This window comes from Clostridium sp. (genome assembly GCF_050717515.1).
In the GTDB taxonomy this organism is placed as follows: domain Bacteria; phylum Bacillota; class Clostridia; order Clostridiales; family Clostridiaceae; genus Clostridium_AD.
On record NZ_JBOITL010000031.1, the window covers coordinates 15,519 to 32,351 of the forward strand.

The window sequence follows — 16,833 nt, forward strand, 5'->3', positions numbered from 1 at the left end:
TATTAATACGAGGCAATACCGGCATCCATTTGTACTTAAAAGTAATATATTACATAACAATATCAAATATTAGTATTAAGTAACATTCAAATTGACATTCTATATAAAAACGCAAAAAATCGTTGGTAAATAAGGAAATCCAGTTTAGATAGACTATTTTTAAGATTTGATGTAAGATGCCGACTACAGCAAAATTCAATATTAATCCATTGAAGTAAAATAAAAATCTTTAAAATTTTTAATTCTTCCCTGTTTATATTTCAAGATTCCCCTATTCCCTTCAATAATTGTCCAATAATATTTAGGACAAACATGAAAAGTTATTAAAGCTCCATTTTCTACTTCAAATGTTAAACTATAAGCATATCCAATATTTGAAAATCCCCTATGGTCACCATTCATCTGCATAACTGATTCTTTTGATTTTAATCTAGCGTTAACTTCAATAATAGGTTTGGTGCATAATACTATCTGATCGTATATAACTATTGTAATCATAAAAATAAGTACAACACCTAAAAAAGAACCTATAAAAAAGAACATTACATTGTCACGATTAATAGACGTTATAATTTCATTTCCAGATGCAATAAGAGGCAGGTTCAGATCGTTATTTGCAAGCTCCAGTGGCTTATATAAACACGTAAAGTATACGATTATTGTTATACAGTATAAAATTAATATTATTATACCTCGCTTTACGGTAAAAAAAACTTTTTGGTTGTCTGACACATAAATCTCCCCCTCTACATTTACTAAATATCAGAATCCTTAAAACTATTTTCATAAATATCCAAAAAAACACTTACCTTTCGGGCCTGTCTTACTGCCTCTGCATCCTTTATCTTTACTAATTGACATCCATATGTTCCATATTGTTTAAAATTCCATCTTGATATTGGACGAAATTTATATTCTTTTTGAATTGCTACAATTCCTTTTGCAAAATCAATCTTCATCTGTCTAAATGCTTTCTCTGGATTTTTAAAGACAGCATATCCTTTCTTAGTTGCTCCAATTTCATATGCTGGATTATCACCCCACTTATCAACACTACCTTTTATTCCTTTTTCACCAGCAACATACTCACTAACATGTTCCTTGTTTTTGCAATATTTTGGATACTTCAAATAAATGAATACTGTAGACAGTATAATTAGGCAAACAATAATATTACGTTTCTTCATATACTTCACCTCCATAATAGGAAAATATAATTTCCTTCGCAGTTTTCTACAGTTGTGTCTTAATCATCATTTACTTTGGATAATAAAATTTTATTATTTTTGAAATATATTAAAATGGTAGCGCCTGAAACAAAAAGAATTTCATGAGATAAAATATCTTCATTTACTGGAATTAATTCATCATATCCCCAATCATCAAAGCCTATGCAAGTACCCTCACCTTCCCATTGTTCATAATTCATACTAAATTTCACTACATTTTTATAAGTGATTTTCCATGTAGTAGTTCTATATGTAATAAATATAGAACTACTACATGGGCTTTTTGCCCCATTCAGCGTATGATTCATCCATAATTTTCTCAGAACCACTATTAATCCCTGATTCTATTTTATGTTAGCTAACACAAATGCATCACATACATGGCTATCGCAAGCGAATTCACAATACTTACACTTCTTCCTATATAATTCAATATTAAAATCTAAACTAAAATCATAATTATTAAGTCTAAGTATTAACTCCACAATTTTCTTCTCATTAGTTCTATGAATACTCTCTGAATAATTAATAGTGATGATATCATCTTTATATTGTGGTTGCCAAAATTTCATACTTATATTTTCAAAGGGTATATCTTTATCAAAGATTTGTAAAGACCTTTCACCTAATATGTACATGTATACAATAGCTTGCATTCTCTTAATTACTTCCTTATAATCTAGTTTTCTATTCTCCGTTTTCCAGTCCCATATTTCTATTTTGTTATTTGGCTTAATAATTATTAAATCATACTTTGCTTGAATCCTAATAGTATCTTTTCTCATTTTAATTTCATATTCCGGCAAATATATGTTTTCTTCTATTATAGGAAACTTTTCTCGGAGTGACTTTGTAAAGTCTAGCAATTTAGTATTACTCTCATTTATAACCACAGGAATATTTGAAAAATATCTTTGGGCGATAAGATGAAAATCCAGTCCCATATTCATATTCTCATAATAATCCTCATCATTAATTGAATCTTTTTTCCATCTAATATTATCTAAATATTTTATTTTAAATTTATATGGACATTTATCAAAAGTATTTAAAAGATTTTGACTATAGTAGACATGATTTGATTTTCTAATGTCTATCATTTAAAGCACCCCTTTGACCATTTATATAATCTTGAAGAACATAAAAATACTTTGATGGTTTATCTTCATTCCATTTTCCTTCATTAGACTGGTTTGCCATTAAAATTAAATATTCTTTAGCCCTCGTTATTCCTACATATAAAAGCCTTATTTTCTCATTTATTATTTGTATTTTAGCTTCTTTTAATGGATCTTCACAAACATTATCACCTAGAATTTTAGAGATTTCGGCTCTGCAAAGAACTGTTGGGTTTTTAAATTCATCCCTCAAATAATAATAATCTTTAAATTTATCAGTTGTCATATATGGGTATTGATAGGATGTAATATTTAATATTAATACACAATCCCATTCCAGCCCTTTAGCTTTATGGCAAGTAGATACTGTTACTCTATCAGGAGATGGTTCATATCCTTCTAAATCGTATATTATACCTGAAATATGATCGAGTATACTATTCTTTCCATCTAGCAATTGTTCTGCTACATAACCTAAGGAAAATTCACTATTATCTTTAGATGCAAATCTAACATAGGATGAAACTGCCTCTGCCATTGCTCTATCTTCAAGACTGAAATTTAGAATATCGCTAATATATAAAATCAGTCTATCAAAATGTGTCTGAGGATATTCAAAGATTGTTTTTATTAAATCCAATGAACTTAGAAATTGTTTATACACCTTAAAGTTTAATATTTCTCCTGGAATGTCCAGTTCATTTATCTTACCTCCGCTTGGGTAAAGCAGCTTCTCAACATCATAACTGCAAATAAAACTAAACAATTTTTCATTTTCTTCATTATGGTCCTCTATAAATACATTCACAATTAAATCTTTAAATAAAACACTATCTTGTGGCCTTGAAATAAATTGCAGCATATATCCTAGAGTCCTTACAACTTTAATTTTTTTATTTGATTTATTTGATAACTCATCACATTCGATATTAGAATCTCTAAGATTATCTGCTATTTCTCTAACTTGATTATTAAAAGGAACTAATATTGCGCAGGTTTTCCCAGGAAATTTCTCTTTAAATTTCATAGCCACGCTAACTGCTTTTTTAGTTTCTTCTTCTCTTGAATTACACACCATAGTGCTTATACCATAGTTATCTTGGCTCACTTTAACTTTATCCTTCAAGCTTTTAATCTTTTGATCTACTAATGCAACTCTGCACTTTTCCTCTCCATGTTGATTGTTTGTAAACTGGACTAGTTCATTTGCTAAATCAATAATATGATTTGTACTACGCCCTGCCATGAACATTTCAAAAGCATTATTTGCCTTACCACAAAACTCCCTAAAATATTTAGGGTCTGATGCTGTAAATGTTCCTGTTATACTTTGATTAACATCTCCAACTCTTACTAGATTACCACTTTTGCCTGAAATTGTGCTTAGTATTTTCCCTTGAATTAAATTAGAGTCTTGGCATTCATCTTCAAAAACAAAGGTATATTTTTTTTGCAGCTTTTCTCTAACTGTGTCATCAGATTTTAAAAGTTTATACGCAAGAATTAGCAAATCATTGTAATCTATATACCCCTCGCTTTTTAAAGTCTTAGTGTAAGTATCATAAATTTCAGATATATGTACTAAGAGACTATTTTGATCTAATAATTTTATATCTTCTTTTAATTTTTCAGGAGAAATATCATTTATCTTTAATTCACCAATAATTGTATCCACTGTGGTAAAAAAATCATTCCACCACTTATCTTGTTTCCCTGCGTAATTATTTAAGGCTTTATCCGATATCATCCTCTTAAATGCAGCCTCTCCTCCCTTCCTTCGCCACATTGATATGCAGTTATTTAAGTATAAACTTTTATTAACATCATCCAATATTTTAAATTCCTCATTAACCCCCATTACATCCGGTCTATCTTTTAAGATTTTTAGTGCTAAACTATGAATAGTCATGACTTCATAATCGCTGGTTGCATTTATGCCCTTATTTTGTAACACCTTGGATATTCTATGTTTAAAGTTGTTAACTGCACTATTCATGAAAGTTACTATAAGTATTTTACCAGGTTTATGGACCTTATCTTTTATAATTTCACATACTAGGTTACATATTATAAATGTCTTTCCCGCTCCTGGAACTGCTGGAACTGCCATAGTTCCTCCTCGATACTGCATTATAGGCAATTGGTCATCTCTATAAATTATTTCTTTAACTTCATTACTAATATCTTCATCATTCATCTCCTTAGTCAATAGTTTCACCTCTTTCGCACAATATTTCTATAAGTATATCTGCAAATTTACTTTCTTGCTGGAAGCCACTTAGTGAATATTCACTACCATATATGTATACTTCACCTCTACATTTTCTTAATAGGCAATTAACTAGGGACATCAGAATTCCATAAACATTTTTATTTTCTTCCTTTTCGGTATATATATCATCAATATTCCAATTCGTCTTTAATACATGTGAATTTGATAATTCCTGGGCATTTCTTGGGGACCACATATTACTATTAATATCTGTCCATATCTGAACCTTGCTGCTTAAATTAGAGGTCAAATAGGTATAAGGAGATGTTAAAACTATACTATTATCTTGTAATAACATTTCCTGAATCTCATTCATAGAATAAAATCCACTTCCTTCGCCTCGAATAAATTCTATAAACCTCTCCTCAGAAGATTTCCCTTTAAATTCTAATTTATCTAAAGTATTTATGAACCCTTCACAGCTTTCATATAAACCTATATAGTCCTCTATATGCTTTTTAACATTTGGTAGGCTTATAAGAACCTGTGAAAATGCATTTCTAAAAAATTCGCCAAGGGAACCCTTGTGCTCCATTAAATTAACTTTATAATTTTCTATCCATTGTTTCAACTCATTATATTTACCTACTGCGTCGCTTCCTACTCTATCTTCAATTTCGATGCTAAGATCTTGCAGGCCACTCTCCTGTGCTAAAGGGAGCAAGGAACTTCGAATTGCATCTAGCCTTAACATAAAAGAAAAAAAGTTTTTATAATCTTCTTTTGTTAACCTTATACTTTTATAATCATTACACAATACTGCCAGGACTATTAAAGGGTGTAAATATTCATTATCTATAAATCTATCCTTTTTTGAAGTCTCCATAACTGATATACCTAATTCCTTTGCTTTTTTCAAAAGCTCATAGGAAATAATAAAATCATTAAATGGACATATAATTGCAATGTCCTTTGGCATAAGTCCCTGCTTTAAGAGATCTTCAACATTAATAATATCTTCTGGACCATTTCGGCTCTTAGTTGTGATGACGTATCTATAAAGGCTGGAACATCTTCATTTATTCTGTCTGACCTATAGGAAGTGTGTGCCCTGCTATCTATTACACTAGCAAGGTTAATAAAATCATCATTGCAGCAAAAATGATTATCTAAGGTAATTTCATCATACTCAATGTTTAATTTGCTCTTTAAATAATCAGTATTAGCTCCATAATAACTACACAAGCCTCCTTTAGGGTTATAAAACAAATATGCCCTGTCTACATTATTAATAATCTTAAATATCAATTCTTGCTCTGCAGGTGAAGCCTCATCTATATCATCTACTATAAGATATTTTATATTATTTATACCAGTATATCTTGAATCATGAAGTAAATAATTATTATATAAATAAAAGGATAGTCCATAATCGCAAACACCATTACGCAATAATTTTGAAATATAATACATAGTTACTTCATCTAATTGATTATATGTTTCTTTAATTAAAAAATCCTTTACCTCTAATGAATTATAAAGTCTAGTTCCTATTTCTTCAAAAGGCACTAATGATAGAGCAGCATTATTAATGTTCGCAATTAAATCTGATGCTATTTTTGAAGAAGTTGACGTTATATCTTGAAAATATCCCTTAGAATTTCGAAAGTGCTCTACTAGGGCTTTCATAGCATAATTGGTAGCATCAAAAGATGCGAACTCAGGCTTTAATATATTAACTTTTATTTCCTTGCAATTTTCTACTACATATGGCCAGTAGAGTGATAGTTCTCTCCTAATAAATCCATAGTAGGAGCTTTTTCTGATTTCAGAAACAGTGTTAAAAATCATATCTTTGCTCCATGTTATATTTTGATATTTATTCATAAATAAGCATAATATATTTGAGCTTTTAATGTTTTCATTTTCTATCAGATTCCTGTATTTAGTAGTTGCAAGAGTTGTTTTACCACTTGCTGAATTCCCTTTAACAAGGATACATTTGTGACTAAATTCATTTTCATTCAATTTGTCTTGGGCCTGCGTATAATTCATAATATCAACTCCGTGTAAGGTATTATTTTTAATTTCAGGATATTACAACAGCATCAATCTATATGTTTTGCTCTATATTTTTCAAAAATCTTCTCATCAGATAAGCATCAATATCCAATTCAGCCATGTCAGGATATGTACCCTGAATACCTTTTTTGATTACTTCAATATAATCATCAGACGGCATAACATCTTCCTTAAGTCTCTTTGAATTGGTAATTGTTATAATAGGAATTCCTGCTTTACTTCCTAAAATTTCAGCTTTGTCATACCAAGATGGGTGTTTTCCTTCCTGCTCATGAATGCTATCAAATTGTTCTCTTGTTATCAGATACATCTTCCCATGGCTGAAACTTAAACTCAACCTTCGTTTTGCCAGTAACAGATTTATTATAGATATATGCATACGCCTCTATTTCATAATTCCCAGCACAAGACACTTTCACCATTTTTCTTTTATAGAGCGTACCTTCAGCCTCATAAATATCAATCTCAGAAAGCTTATCTTTTGGGACCGCATATAATTCTCCTTTTACTCTTTCTTCAATGTCTTCCACTATCCCAGGGTAGTATCCAAAATCATACAAAGCAAAGCCATTCAAAGTGCATTCTCCTTTAAATTCCGCACCATCCAAATAAGTATGACCTTTTCTATGACTTCTCATAAGCGTTCCATAAACAAATAAATATACTTTATCTTTTTCATTCATCATATTTAATACCTCCTCCAACCGTAAATGAAATTCCTCATCAAAATCAAACTTTGTTTTTCCTGTCTTCAATGCTTTTTCTATTTCTGATTTATTGAAATAGAAAATATCACTAAATGCAATAAGATTAAGATTTCTACATTTTATTTCTTCCACTACTTCTACTATTATAACATGTCCAATAAATGGGTGAATTCAAAAGTATATTAACTCACATTGTAAATTTTCAAGATAACGGGTTTACTTTAGAGGTGCAAACAGAGAAATTACACCGATTTTTACGACACTTTTTACAACATAAAAGGTATGTTAAATTTAATATTTTAGCATACCTTTTTTACATTAATTATTTAGTTGTTGATGCATAATATGAAAATTACGAAGTAAAACAACATCTGATTATGCTTATTTTGCGGGAATTAGAGGAACTTATTCATTGATGTATAAGTTGATACTCGAAATCCGAGATTTTCATATAATGGTTCTCCTTTTTCAGTCGCCATTAAATCAACTGCGGCAACGCCTAATAGCTTTGCTTCCGATAAAAGTGCAGTCATAACTTTCGTCGCAATTCCTTTTCCTCTATGTTGAGGGTATGTAAAAACATTATATACCGTACCGACAAGATATGATGAGAACGCTATTAGCGGAGGTCTTTCCACGATTGACATAAATGCAGTTGCTAATACTTCATTTTCATTCTCGGCAATGATGGCAATAAATCCCTTGTTAAGGTGTTGAGTAAAATATTCTTCTAACTTCGTTCTAATATCTTGCACTTCTTCCGAAGAAAACACACCTTTTTCTGCAAACAGGTATTCCATACGAATCTTTATGAGGAGGTCAATATCCTCTTTAACCGTTTTTCTTACTTTCATGTTTTGCACCACCTTATATTGAGTGCAAAAATTATTGTAATTTCGCACTCAAAAGTTATTGTATTTTTTTCTTTTGCACCTCTAAAGTGAACCCGTTAATTTTCAATAATACGGTGTTTTAAAAGAATTATTAAATTTTTATAGTAAAGTCCAATTTAACTGTACCTACAAATTATACTAATCTGTTAAGATAAAGGGAATATATATTATGCAAGTATTCCTTATTTCTAAACGATTGATACATTGAACCCGATAAAACAAAACCAAGGTTTTCCACAAGACGGGTTGACCTTTGGTTATCAATATAAATACATGCACTAACTTTGTATTTTAAGATCATTAATCATATTCCCAGTCTTTGTAACATATTCTGTAACTGCTTCGTAATCTTGTTTTATTAGATTTATAAATAAAATATCTATTACAGTAAGTTGAGCTATTCTAGAAGATATTGCTCCCATTCTAAGATGTTTTTCTACTTCTGTTGTATAAAGCTTTATGTCAGCGATTTGACTAATAGGATTTTCACCAAACCTTGTTATAGATATTGTTTTAGCTCCTGCTTTTTTAGCAGCTTCTAGAGCAGCAAATGTTTCCCTTGTTTTACCACTATGTGAGATTGCTATGGCCACATCATTTTCATACATATTAGAAGCTGATACTAATTGTAGATGATGGTCTTTATATAAATTAGCTTGTTTTTTTAATCTTACAAGCTTATATTGAAAATCCTCAGCAACTAATGAAGAGCTCCCTACACCAAATAGATTTATTATATTAGCATTACGTATTGCCTCTACTGCCAATTCGATTGAATCAACATCTATTAATTTTACTGTATCTTTAATTGCTTTCATACTTTCCAATGCTACCTTTTCTATAATACTACTTGTGGAGTCATTAACCGTAATTGCTTGGTATATTTCATTTTTATTAATATTATTCTCAAGTGATTCCTCAGCTAATGAGATTTTCAATTCTTTAAATCCTGAGTAACCCACCTTTTTTGAAAATCTTATTATGCTTGCTGGACTTGTGTCTGTTTTATCCGCTAATTCTGATGCTGTTAATCTGTACACCGAATCTATATTATTCATTATAAATGTTGCTATCTTTTCTTCTGATCCAATAAAGCTATTCATTAAACTTTTTATCCTTAACATACTACTCATACTATTCTCTCCTAATTTCAAATTTCTTTCACTTTCTATTAATATACCACAAAAATATGATGACTACCTAAAGTCACCATATTTTTCTAAATATCAATTAAATTATATTATTTTGCAAATAAGGAGACAAATTTTTAAACACCTGTTCTGGCAATTCTATTCCCCCCATAGGTGTTTTGTACTTATTATAATGTCCATGATAATCTGAACCGCCTGTAATTATCAATTCCTTTTCCTTAGCTATATTAATTAGCTCTTTTCGGATATCTATATTATTTGCAGTATGATATACTTCAACCCCATCTAATAAGCCACTATTAATAATATCCCAATATAAACTTTCGCTTTTACCTTTTATTTTCCCAGGATGAGCTAGAACTATTATTCCATTATTGCTCTTTATTAAATTAACTATTTCTTCAAAACTAGGATATTTAATATCATCTTGTATATAAAATGGAGCACCTTTAGCAAAATATGCTTTTAATGAAGTCATTATATCCTCTTCATTTAAATATCCATATCTACTTAAAACCTTTAGAATCTTTGCCCTATATAATGGTCCCCCTTGACCTTCTTTAAAAAACTCTTCTTTAGAAATTCCAATACCATTATCCTGCATTAATTTTATTTGTCTTTTAGATCTTTCATTTAGTTTATTCTGTATATCCTGCGAGTAATCTATTAAGTCAGGGGACTTATAATCTATACCATATCCTAATACATGAAATTTTGTCTCTTGTTCAAAAGCTGTAAATTCTGCTGCAGGTACAAAAGGAATACCATATCTTTTACTTAATTTATCTGCATTTTCTAAGCCTAATACTGTATCATGATCTGTTATTGCTATACCAGATAAATTAAGTTCTTGGGCAATATGAAATATTCTTTCAATTGTAGAACTCCCATCTGAATAAACAGAATGCATATGAAAATCAAATTTCATAACGCTTCCTCCTATCTAATTTAAATGTAATACATCATTTAATACTGAATTTACTTCCATTCCTCCTTCTGCGTTTTCTTCCATATCCTCCCACTTAGTAAAGTAGGTTAATAAAAATCCTCCAGCATAAGCTAATATAGTTCCTATTATATAATGTATTACCTGGTGTGATGGAATTAATAATGTTAAAGGTAACCCAGATAATCCAATACCAATAGATGCAACTTTCATAGCTGATACGTAAGCTCCCCCAATGATAGAACCAAGGCATGCAGTTATAAAAGGTTTACCTAATGGTAATGTAACTGCAAACATTAGTGGTTCTCCTATACCTAACATGGCGACTGGAAGTGAACTCCCTATTATGTTTTTAAGTTTCTTATTTTTCGTTTTTAAATATATAGCAATTCCTGCTCCAACTTGTCCTGCTCCTGCCATTGCAAGTATTGGTCTTAATAGGTCAAGTCCCGTTTCTGCTAGCAAACTCACTTCTATAGGCGTTAATGCTCTGTGTAGTCCTGTCATAACCAATGGCAAGAAGGTTCCCGATAACACCCCTCCTATTAAGAATCCACCTCTACCAATTAAAATGTTTACTCCAGTACTAATTCCTTTAGTCAATACTACGCCTAATGGATGTATTATATATAAACTACCCACCCCTATGACTAGTAAAACAATGGTAGGTGTCACAATTAAATCTATAGCTGACGGGATATAACTTCTAACCTTTTTCTCTAGCTTTGCTCCTAGCATACAAGCTATTAAAACAGCAATAACTCCCCCAGCCTCAGGTATTAGCTTCTCCCCATTAATTATAATTTTAGCTAATCCAGGAGCACTTAAAATTCCTGCTATAGCACCACCTAGAGTTACACTCCCACCAAACTCCTTAGCAGTATACATACCTACCATTATATTCATATAGGTAAAAACAGCCTTACCTATAACCCCTAATATTGCATTGGTATTTGCATCTATTAGACCTATATTACTAAGTAACTTTGATAATCCATAAATAACACCACAACCAACGAATGCGGGGATCAGCGGTATAAATATATTGGATATATGTTTTAAAAATCTTTTAAGAGGCGTATCATTTTTTATCTTAAGTTCTTCTTTTCTAGATTGTACTTCATCTACATGTTTAATATTCATACCTACAATTTTAGCAAATTCAGCTCCGACTCTACCTGCAGTTCCTGGTCCTAAAATTAATTGCAACTGTCCACTCTGTTCAACTATTCCTAGTATCCCATCTACACCCTTAAGTCCCACTCTGTTTACGATTTCATCATTTTTAAAAGTCAACCTCAACCTAGTTGCACAATTGGCAACTGATAAAACATTTTCCTTACCACCGATGTTTTTTAAAATCCTTTCTGCTAATTGCTTAGGTAATAATTTAGCCATAAAATAAACCCCCTTATTTTTTGGAATTATATTTAAATAATAAAAGTTAGTTTACTCAATTTATTCCCTAACTTTATTTATTTTCTAAAAAAGCCTCATATACTAAAGAAATAACACTTCCATATATACAGAATAATTAGTAAAGAGCGTGAAAAGCATTAGAAATGATAATAAAAAAACAGAGAACCTTATTTTAAAATTTCTTTTCATTAAGACAACCTCCATATCATTTTAGTTTATTTTAAAATAACAAAGTTATTTAAAATACATATTAAATATTTAGTTTGAAGCTGCTCAATCTTATCTACCAACCGATTTCAATGCCTTTCTGATATGACCTTTATACTTGTCTAATATTTCCCTTGCTTCTATTTTGTTTAGTTTTGTTTTAATCATAAAAATAGATAACTTAACGTCATAGTCTGTCAACTCTAAATACTCCTTAGCTCTCCCTTCATCTACAGAAGTCGCTTCCATGATTATCTTTTTACATCTTTGTTTTAACTTAAAATTAGTCGCTTCTACATCCACCATTAAATTCTCATATACCTTACCTTGTTTAATCATAGCACCTGTAGTTAACATATTTAAAACCATCTTTTGAGCAGTTCCCGCTTTCATTCTACTTGACCCAGTAATAACTTCACCACCAACTTCAACAGCAATACATACCTCTGCAATTATTGCAATCTCAGAATTGTTATTATTTGTAATCCCTATTGTGACAGCACCTAAATCTTTAGCATATTCAAGTCCACCTATAACATATGGAGTTCTACCACTGGCTGCAATCCCAACTAATACATCATTTTTATTAAAATTAATACCCTTTAAATCATCAACTGCGTAATTTTTACTATCCTCCGCCCCTTCTACTGCAGTAAGTATAGCTTGGTGTCCTCCTGCTATTATCCCATGTACCATCTCAGGAGAAACTCCAAAAGTTGGAGGACATTCTGATGCATCTAATATACCAAGTCTCCCACTTGTTCCTGCCCCTAAATAAATTAACCTGCCCTCTTTATCAAAACCTTCAGAAATTAGATCCACGGCCTTTACTATATTAGCTAACTGTTTTTCAACTGCATTAGCAATCTTTTTATCCTCATCATTTATTAATTTCATCATTTCCTCAGTTGATACCATATCTATACACATGGTAAGTGGGTTTCTTTGCTCGGTACTTAACTCTTCAAGATTAATTGTCATAACCATCACTCCTACACGGAATTTTATTTCATTAATTTCATTATATAACAAAATTATATTTTGTCAATGTTTTACACAATAAATAATTACACAATAGTATTATTATGTAAAGCAAGCACAACTTTGAATCTCGTGGTTTAAAGAGATATGTTTAGAAAATCAATTAAGTATTTAACTGAAAACAATGTATAATAGAGAAGTATGGAACGAAGCATATGCAAGTCTATATATAGATTTAAAAAACTTCAAATGGAGGAGAAAATTATGGCTATAAGAGAAATATTATTATTAGGGAATGAAAATTTGTACAAAGTTTGTACAGAAGTTTCAATAGATGAAATTAATAAGGCACGAGAAATCGTTGAGGATTTACATGATACAGTGATGGATTTCAGAGAAAAATTTCGTTTTGGAAGAGCAATAGCAGCTCCTCAAATAAATGAACTATATAGAGTAATATATATAAAATCTGGTGACACCTCTATTGCGTTTATAAATCCTAGACTGGAATTTATAGACGGTGATAAATTTGAAATGTGGGACGATTGTATGAGTTATCCAGGGTTAGAAGTAAAATTATATAGATATAAAACCTGTAAAGTTTATTACAAAGATTTGGTTTGGCAGATTGTAGTATAGAATTTACAGGAGATTTAGCAGAGCTAATTCAGCATGAATATGATCACCTAGATGGTATACTTGCTGTACAGAGAGCAATTGACAATAAATCATTTAGAATAAATAAAAACAAGTCAGGTTGTTTCTAGTTTTTTAATAAAAACAACACATAAATAACTTTTAAATTGATTTTTTTAAAACCTATATCTTCTTAATATGGGTTTTGTTGTGACAACATATGAAAAAGAGGCGACGTAACTATTGAAATTGAAAGTGCGAACAATGGTCTTTGAAAATTGAATACTACGGTGTTTAAATATTAAAGCATTTACTATTATAGAAATATAGCAATGTAGAAATATGTATAATATGCTATAATTTCTATATAGTTAGGCCAACGTTGTAAAATATTATACATTAATTAAGATGAGGTGATTTTATAAAGATAAATCTAATACGTCACAGTAAAATAAGACGGAGCAAACACTATCTAACGAATAAAGGGGATAAAATATGAAAAAGAATAAATTATTTGCATTAATAAATTTTTTGAGTATTGTCTTAACATTTTTTATAGGATTTGAAGTTATCAAACTAAAAAATAATTTAATTAATTATTTTATACTTGCAATAATAAATGCATGTTTAATGTACTTATGCCAGAAACTATTGGATAATAAAAATTAATTCATACCCTTCGTATTATGCGTCACAACTATTAAAATCGAATAATCCTTTAAAATACCGTATTATTCATAGCTTCATAAGTTCAATTACATTACTTTATATATTCAGTAACTAATTAGTCTTTCATATCTTTTAAAAATGTATCACGACACTTAATTGCAAAATCATTATTATAAATAAAAGCATTAGGCTCATTATTTAAAACAGTAAAATTCGAAAATGCTTTTCCAAGCCATATGTTCATTTGCAATAATAACTTCACCCACTATCCATTTTGTTAAATTTAATTAGATTTGACAGCATTCTTAACTAAGACTTAACTCCATAAAAACCAGTGGTTTCAGTGTATTCTCAGATATTCAAGTTGATTGTTTAATTAAATTCTTGTTAAATTTAACAAGATTCTAATTAAATTAAAATTCGTTATAAGTTATTTGTTTATGGATATTTTAAATGATCCACATGAAGTTTTATTTTTATTTAAATGTCATCGTCTTCATTGTACTCAAACTGAACTAGCCATGATTTCTTTAACTTCTTTCAAAGGTATATCAATTTCCTTAAAAAATAAAATTTGTTGCAAGGTCTCAAGAGCTTCATCCTCATAAAGTAGTGACGACATATGAGAAATATACAACGTAACTATTGAAATTTAAAACACGAACAATGTTCTTTGAAAATTGAATAATACGGTATTTAAAATGGAAATGAAGTAATTATCTATTATGGGAATATATCAATGTAAACATATGTATAATATGCTATAATTTATATAGAGTTAGGTGGAAGTTGTAAGATATTATTTATAAAGGGGTGGTTATAATTGAAAAGAGTGAATGTAGCATATTGTTTAATATACAATAAAGAAACTGAACAGGTGTTACTGGTACATAATAAAGATGTTAACTCTTGGTCTATGCCAGGAGGTAAAGTTGAAGAAGGTGAAACATTAGAGCAAGCGGCTATAAGAGAGGTAAAAGAAGAAACAGGTCTTTTAGTTAAGATTAAAGATATAATTGCAGTTAATGAATGTTTTTTTGATAAAAAGGAAGAACATGCTATTTTTATTACATTTAGAGCAGTAATTATTGGAGGCAATATTTCAATTGACAATCCTGAAGAAATATCTGAAATAACATGGGTAGATATTTCAAGAGCAGATGAGTTAATGCCATATCATAAGTGTGGTATTAGTAAATTAATTCATAATTCTTCTACCTACTGTTTTCAAGGTCAAGCATGATTACTTTCACTTATTAATGAGTTAAGTCTTAATTTTCAGATCTTGCGACACAACAGTAAAATATAAGGTAAAAAAATTTATTGGCTTGTCTATTTTACGACAAGCCAATTTTATATTCTTTTATCCTTAATGCATCGTAGTTTCCGCTAAGTTTTTTTACAAGAAACATTTACATTTCTTACAATTAATCTATTTAGCAGTTTTTAAAGTATATATATTTGCTGAATTCAAAGGTGCTTTATTTAAGTATGTTTCTCCAGTTTTATTAAAAAAAACTCCATATGTTATTCCTTTTCCATTTCCATCTCGTACCCCTCTAATTTGAATTACTGCTTTTGATGGAACTGATATTTTCCTTTCTCTATGTCTAATCATAAATGGATCTGTTTTTGCTACACCATCCACAAATACCTGAACATAATCTCCATCTTCCTTATCAAAATCCCAAACTGATATTTCTACATTCCCAAAATTATCTGATGGCATTTGAACTTCATAGTTACCTGACTTCGCTATATATACACTATCTTCGCTTAAAATATCACCTGAATTTACTCCGCTAATCATACCACCTTTAATGTCTTTTTTATAATTTTTGGTACTGCCATTAGAAGATGTAATACTATATAAAACTACACACAAAATAAAACTTATACCGAGTATCATTCTAAATCTTTTAATATGCAGGTTGATAAAATCTGGTATTTCTGATTTTTCTTCAAGCTTTTTTAATTTAGTTATATCATCTGATTTTTCTCCAGACTCTTCTGCTCTATTGGTTTCCTTATCTTTATTTATCAAATCCTCATTGTTAGATTCACCCTCTTTAAATTTTTTCATTTTCTATCACTCCCTGCTGACCTTCATTTTTATACTTTTGAATTTTTTCTTCAAATAGTTCTACCAGAGGGTTTTTATACTTACTAATTGATATCACAATTCTCCAAATCACTATAGATAGAATAAAGCAAACAATACCTAATAATCTTCTTTTAGGATTAATCTCAATGTAACTCCAGTTTAATATTATTTGGCCAATACCTATAAACGCATAAGCAACAATTGAATACTTTAAAAACTCATAGAGCCATGGAAAAATTAAATATATTTTTCTGATTTTGTTCATTCGTAGTGAAAAATAAAAAAGAAAAAGCATACACATTAAAATTTCAAATACCCCACCAGATACAGTGTAATTCGATAAAATAACTTTAACACCACTAATAAAAACTACTATTGGTCCAAAAACACAAAGTAAAAATAATATTGGCATTATTAAAACCCAATAAAATGCAGCAATAATATATCCGATTGTATTAAAAATCAACTTCATTATACAT

Annotated in this window: 19 protein-coding genes and 1 pseudogene; 3 read left to right on the forward strand and 17 right to left on the reverse strand. The window is 29.8% G+C overall.

From position 1 onward, the window contains the following. Window positions 1–201 precede the first annotated feature (201 nt). The 14 genes from ACREV6_RS15540 to murQ all read right to left on the reverse strand — a co-directional run bounded on the left by ACREV6_RS15540 (window position 202) and on the right by murQ (window position 12,945). Complete coding sequence (locus ACREV6_RS15540; protein WP_431578959.1) at window positions 202–732, reverse strand: DUF2500 family protein; 531 nt, start codon at window positions 730–732, stop codon at window positions 202–204. 23 nt (window positions 733–755) lie between these two features. Beyond that, entirely contained in the window at window positions 756–1,187 is a 432-nt protein-coding gene (locus ACREV6_RS15545) for a hypothetical protein (RefSeq protein ID WP_431578960.1), read from the reverse strand. Window positions 1,188–1,246: 59 nt separating this feature from the next. Beyond that, the gene (locus ACREV6_RS15550; protein WP_431578961.1) at window positions 1,247–1,537 is read right to left on the reverse strand and encodes a hypothetical protein; all 291 of its coding nucleotides are present in this window, start codon (window positions 1,535–1,537) and stop codon (window positions 1,247–1,249) included. 36 nt (window positions 1,538–1,573) lie between these two features. Next, complete coding sequence (locus tag ACREV6_RS15555) at window positions 1,574–2,329, reverse strand: PD-(D/E)XK nuclease family protein (protein ID WP_431578962.1); 756 nt, start codon at window positions 2,327–2,329, stop codon at window positions 1,574–1,576. Then, a complete protein-coding gene (locus tag ACREV6_RS15560) occupies window positions 2,316–4,556 on the reverse strand; it encodes an ATP-dependent helicase (protein WP_431578963.1) in 2,241 nt (746 codons plus the stop codon). The genes ACREV6_RS15555 and ACREV6_RS15560 overlap by 14 nt, the downstream gene beginning before the upstream one ends. Further along, on the reverse strand, window positions 4,549–5,538 hold the full coding sequence (locus tag ACREV6_RS15565) for a hypothetical protein (protein ID WP_431578964.1): 990 nt from the start codon (window positions 5,536–5,538) through the stop codon (window positions 4,549–4,551). The genes ACREV6_RS15560 and ACREV6_RS15565 overlap by 8 nt, the downstream gene beginning before the upstream one ends. Window positions 5,539–5,549: 11 nt before the next feature. After that, window positions 5,550–6,614 (reverse strand): hypothetical protein, encoded by a 1,065-nt coding sequence (locus ACREV6_RS15570; RefSeq protein WP_431578965.1) that lies wholly within the window; start codon window positions 6,612–6,614, stop codon window positions 5,550–5,552. 58 nt (window positions 6,615–6,672) lie between these two features. Then, window positions 6,673–6,951 (reverse strand): hypothetical protein, encoded by a 279-nt coding sequence (locus tag ACREV6_RS15575; RefSeq protein ID WP_431578966.1) that lies wholly within the window; start codon window positions 6,949–6,951, stop codon window positions 6,673–6,675. Beyond that, on the reverse strand, window positions 6,923–7,480 hold the full coding sequence (locus tag ACREV6_RS15580) for a gamma-glutamylcyclotransferase family protein (protein ID WP_431578967.1): 558 nt from the start codon (window positions 7,478–7,480) through the stop codon (window positions 6,923–6,925). Before ACREV6_RS15580 ends, ACREV6_RS15575 begins: the two co-directional genes overlap by 29 nt. Before the next feature lie 263 nt (window positions 7,481–7,743). Beyond that, window positions 7,744–8,202 carry a GNAT family N-acetyltransferase gene (locus ACREV6_RS15585; RefSeq protein WP_431578968.1) on the reverse strand — a complete coding sequence of 153 codons (459 nt, stop codon included), beginning with the start codon at window positions 8,200–8,202 and terminating at the stop codon, window positions 7,744–7,746. Between the two features lie 317 nt (window positions 8,203–8,519). Further along, on the reverse strand, window positions 8,520–9,374 hold the full coding sequence (locus ACREV6_RS15590; RefSeq protein WP_431578969.1) for a MurR/RpiR family transcriptional regulator: 855 nt from the start codon (window positions 9,372–9,374) through the stop codon (window positions 8,520–8,522). Window positions 9,375–9,471: 97 nt separating this feature from the next. Beyond that, on the reverse strand, window positions 9,472–10,320 hold the full coding sequence (locus ACREV6_RS15595; protein ID WP_431578970.1) for a PHP domain-containing protein: 849 nt from the start codon (window positions 10,318–10,320) through the stop codon (window positions 9,472–9,474). A gap of 15 nt (window positions 10,321–10,335) precedes the next feature. Continuing rightward, the gene (locus ACREV6_RS15600; protein WP_431578971.1) at window positions 10,336–11,736 is read right to left on the reverse strand and encodes a PTS transporter subunit EIIC; all 1,401 of its coding nucleotides are present in this window, start codon (window positions 11,734–11,736) and stop codon (window positions 10,336–10,338) included. A gap of 300 nt (window positions 11,737–12,036) precedes the next feature. Then, the gene (gene murQ / locus ACREV6_RS15605) at window positions 12,037–12,945 is read right to left on the reverse strand and encodes an N-acetylmuramic acid 6-phosphate etherase (RefSeq protein WP_431578972.1); all 909 of its coding nucleotides are present in this window, start codon (window positions 12,943–12,945) and stop codon (window positions 12,037–12,039) included. Window positions 12,946–13,209: 264 nt separating this feature from the next. Here murQ and ACREV6_RS15610 point away from each other — a divergent pair. Together ACREV6_RS15610 and ACREV6_RS15615 are read left to right on the forward strand one after the other, a co-directional pair. Continuing rightward, a pseudogene (locus ACREV6_RS15610) lies at window positions 13,210–13,712 on the forward strand (peptide deformylase). A gap of 364 nt (window positions 13,713–14,076) precedes the next feature. Further along, window positions 14,077–14,250: a hypothetical protein gene (locus ACREV6_RS15615; protein WP_431576893.1), complete on the forward strand. Its 174-nt coding sequence runs from the start codon at window positions 14,077–14,079 to the stop codon at window positions 14,248–14,250. Window positions 14,251–14,365: 115 nt separating this feature from the next. Here the strand turns inward: ACREV6_RS15615 and ACREV6_RS15620 are convergent, their stop codons facing one another. Next, a complete protein-coding gene (locus tag ACREV6_RS15620) occupies window positions 14,366–14,494 on the reverse strand; it encodes a hypothetical protein (protein ID WP_431578973.1) in 129 nt (42 codons plus the stop codon). 588 nt (window positions 14,495–15,082) lie between these two features. Here ACREV6_RS15620 and ACREV6_RS15625 point away from each other — a divergent pair. Beyond that, window positions 15,083–15,493 carry an NUDIX hydrolase gene (locus ACREV6_RS15625; protein WP_431579050.1) on the forward strand — a complete coding sequence of 137 codons (411 nt, stop codon included), beginning with the start codon at window positions 15,083–15,085 and terminating at the stop codon, window positions 15,491–15,493. A gap of 189 nt (window positions 15,494–15,682) precedes the next feature. On the opposite strand, the gene ACREV6_RS15630 is transcribed toward ACREV6_RS15625, so the two are convergent. Both ACREV6_RS15630 and ACREV6_RS15635 read right to left on the reverse strand, forming a co-directional pair. After that, a complete protein-coding gene (locus tag ACREV6_RS15630; RefSeq protein ID WP_431578974.1) occupies window positions 15,683–16,333 on the reverse strand; it encodes a hypothetical protein in 651 nt (216 codons plus the stop codon). After that, window positions 16,320–16,826, reverse strand: coding sequence for a hypothetical protein (locus tag ACREV6_RS15635; RefSeq protein ID WP_431578975.1), 507 nt, complete (start codon window positions 16,824–16,826; stop codon window positions 16,320–16,322). The genes ACREV6_RS15630 and ACREV6_RS15635 overlap by 14 nt, the downstream gene beginning before the upstream one ends. Window positions 16,827–16,833 lie beyond the last annotated feature (7 nt).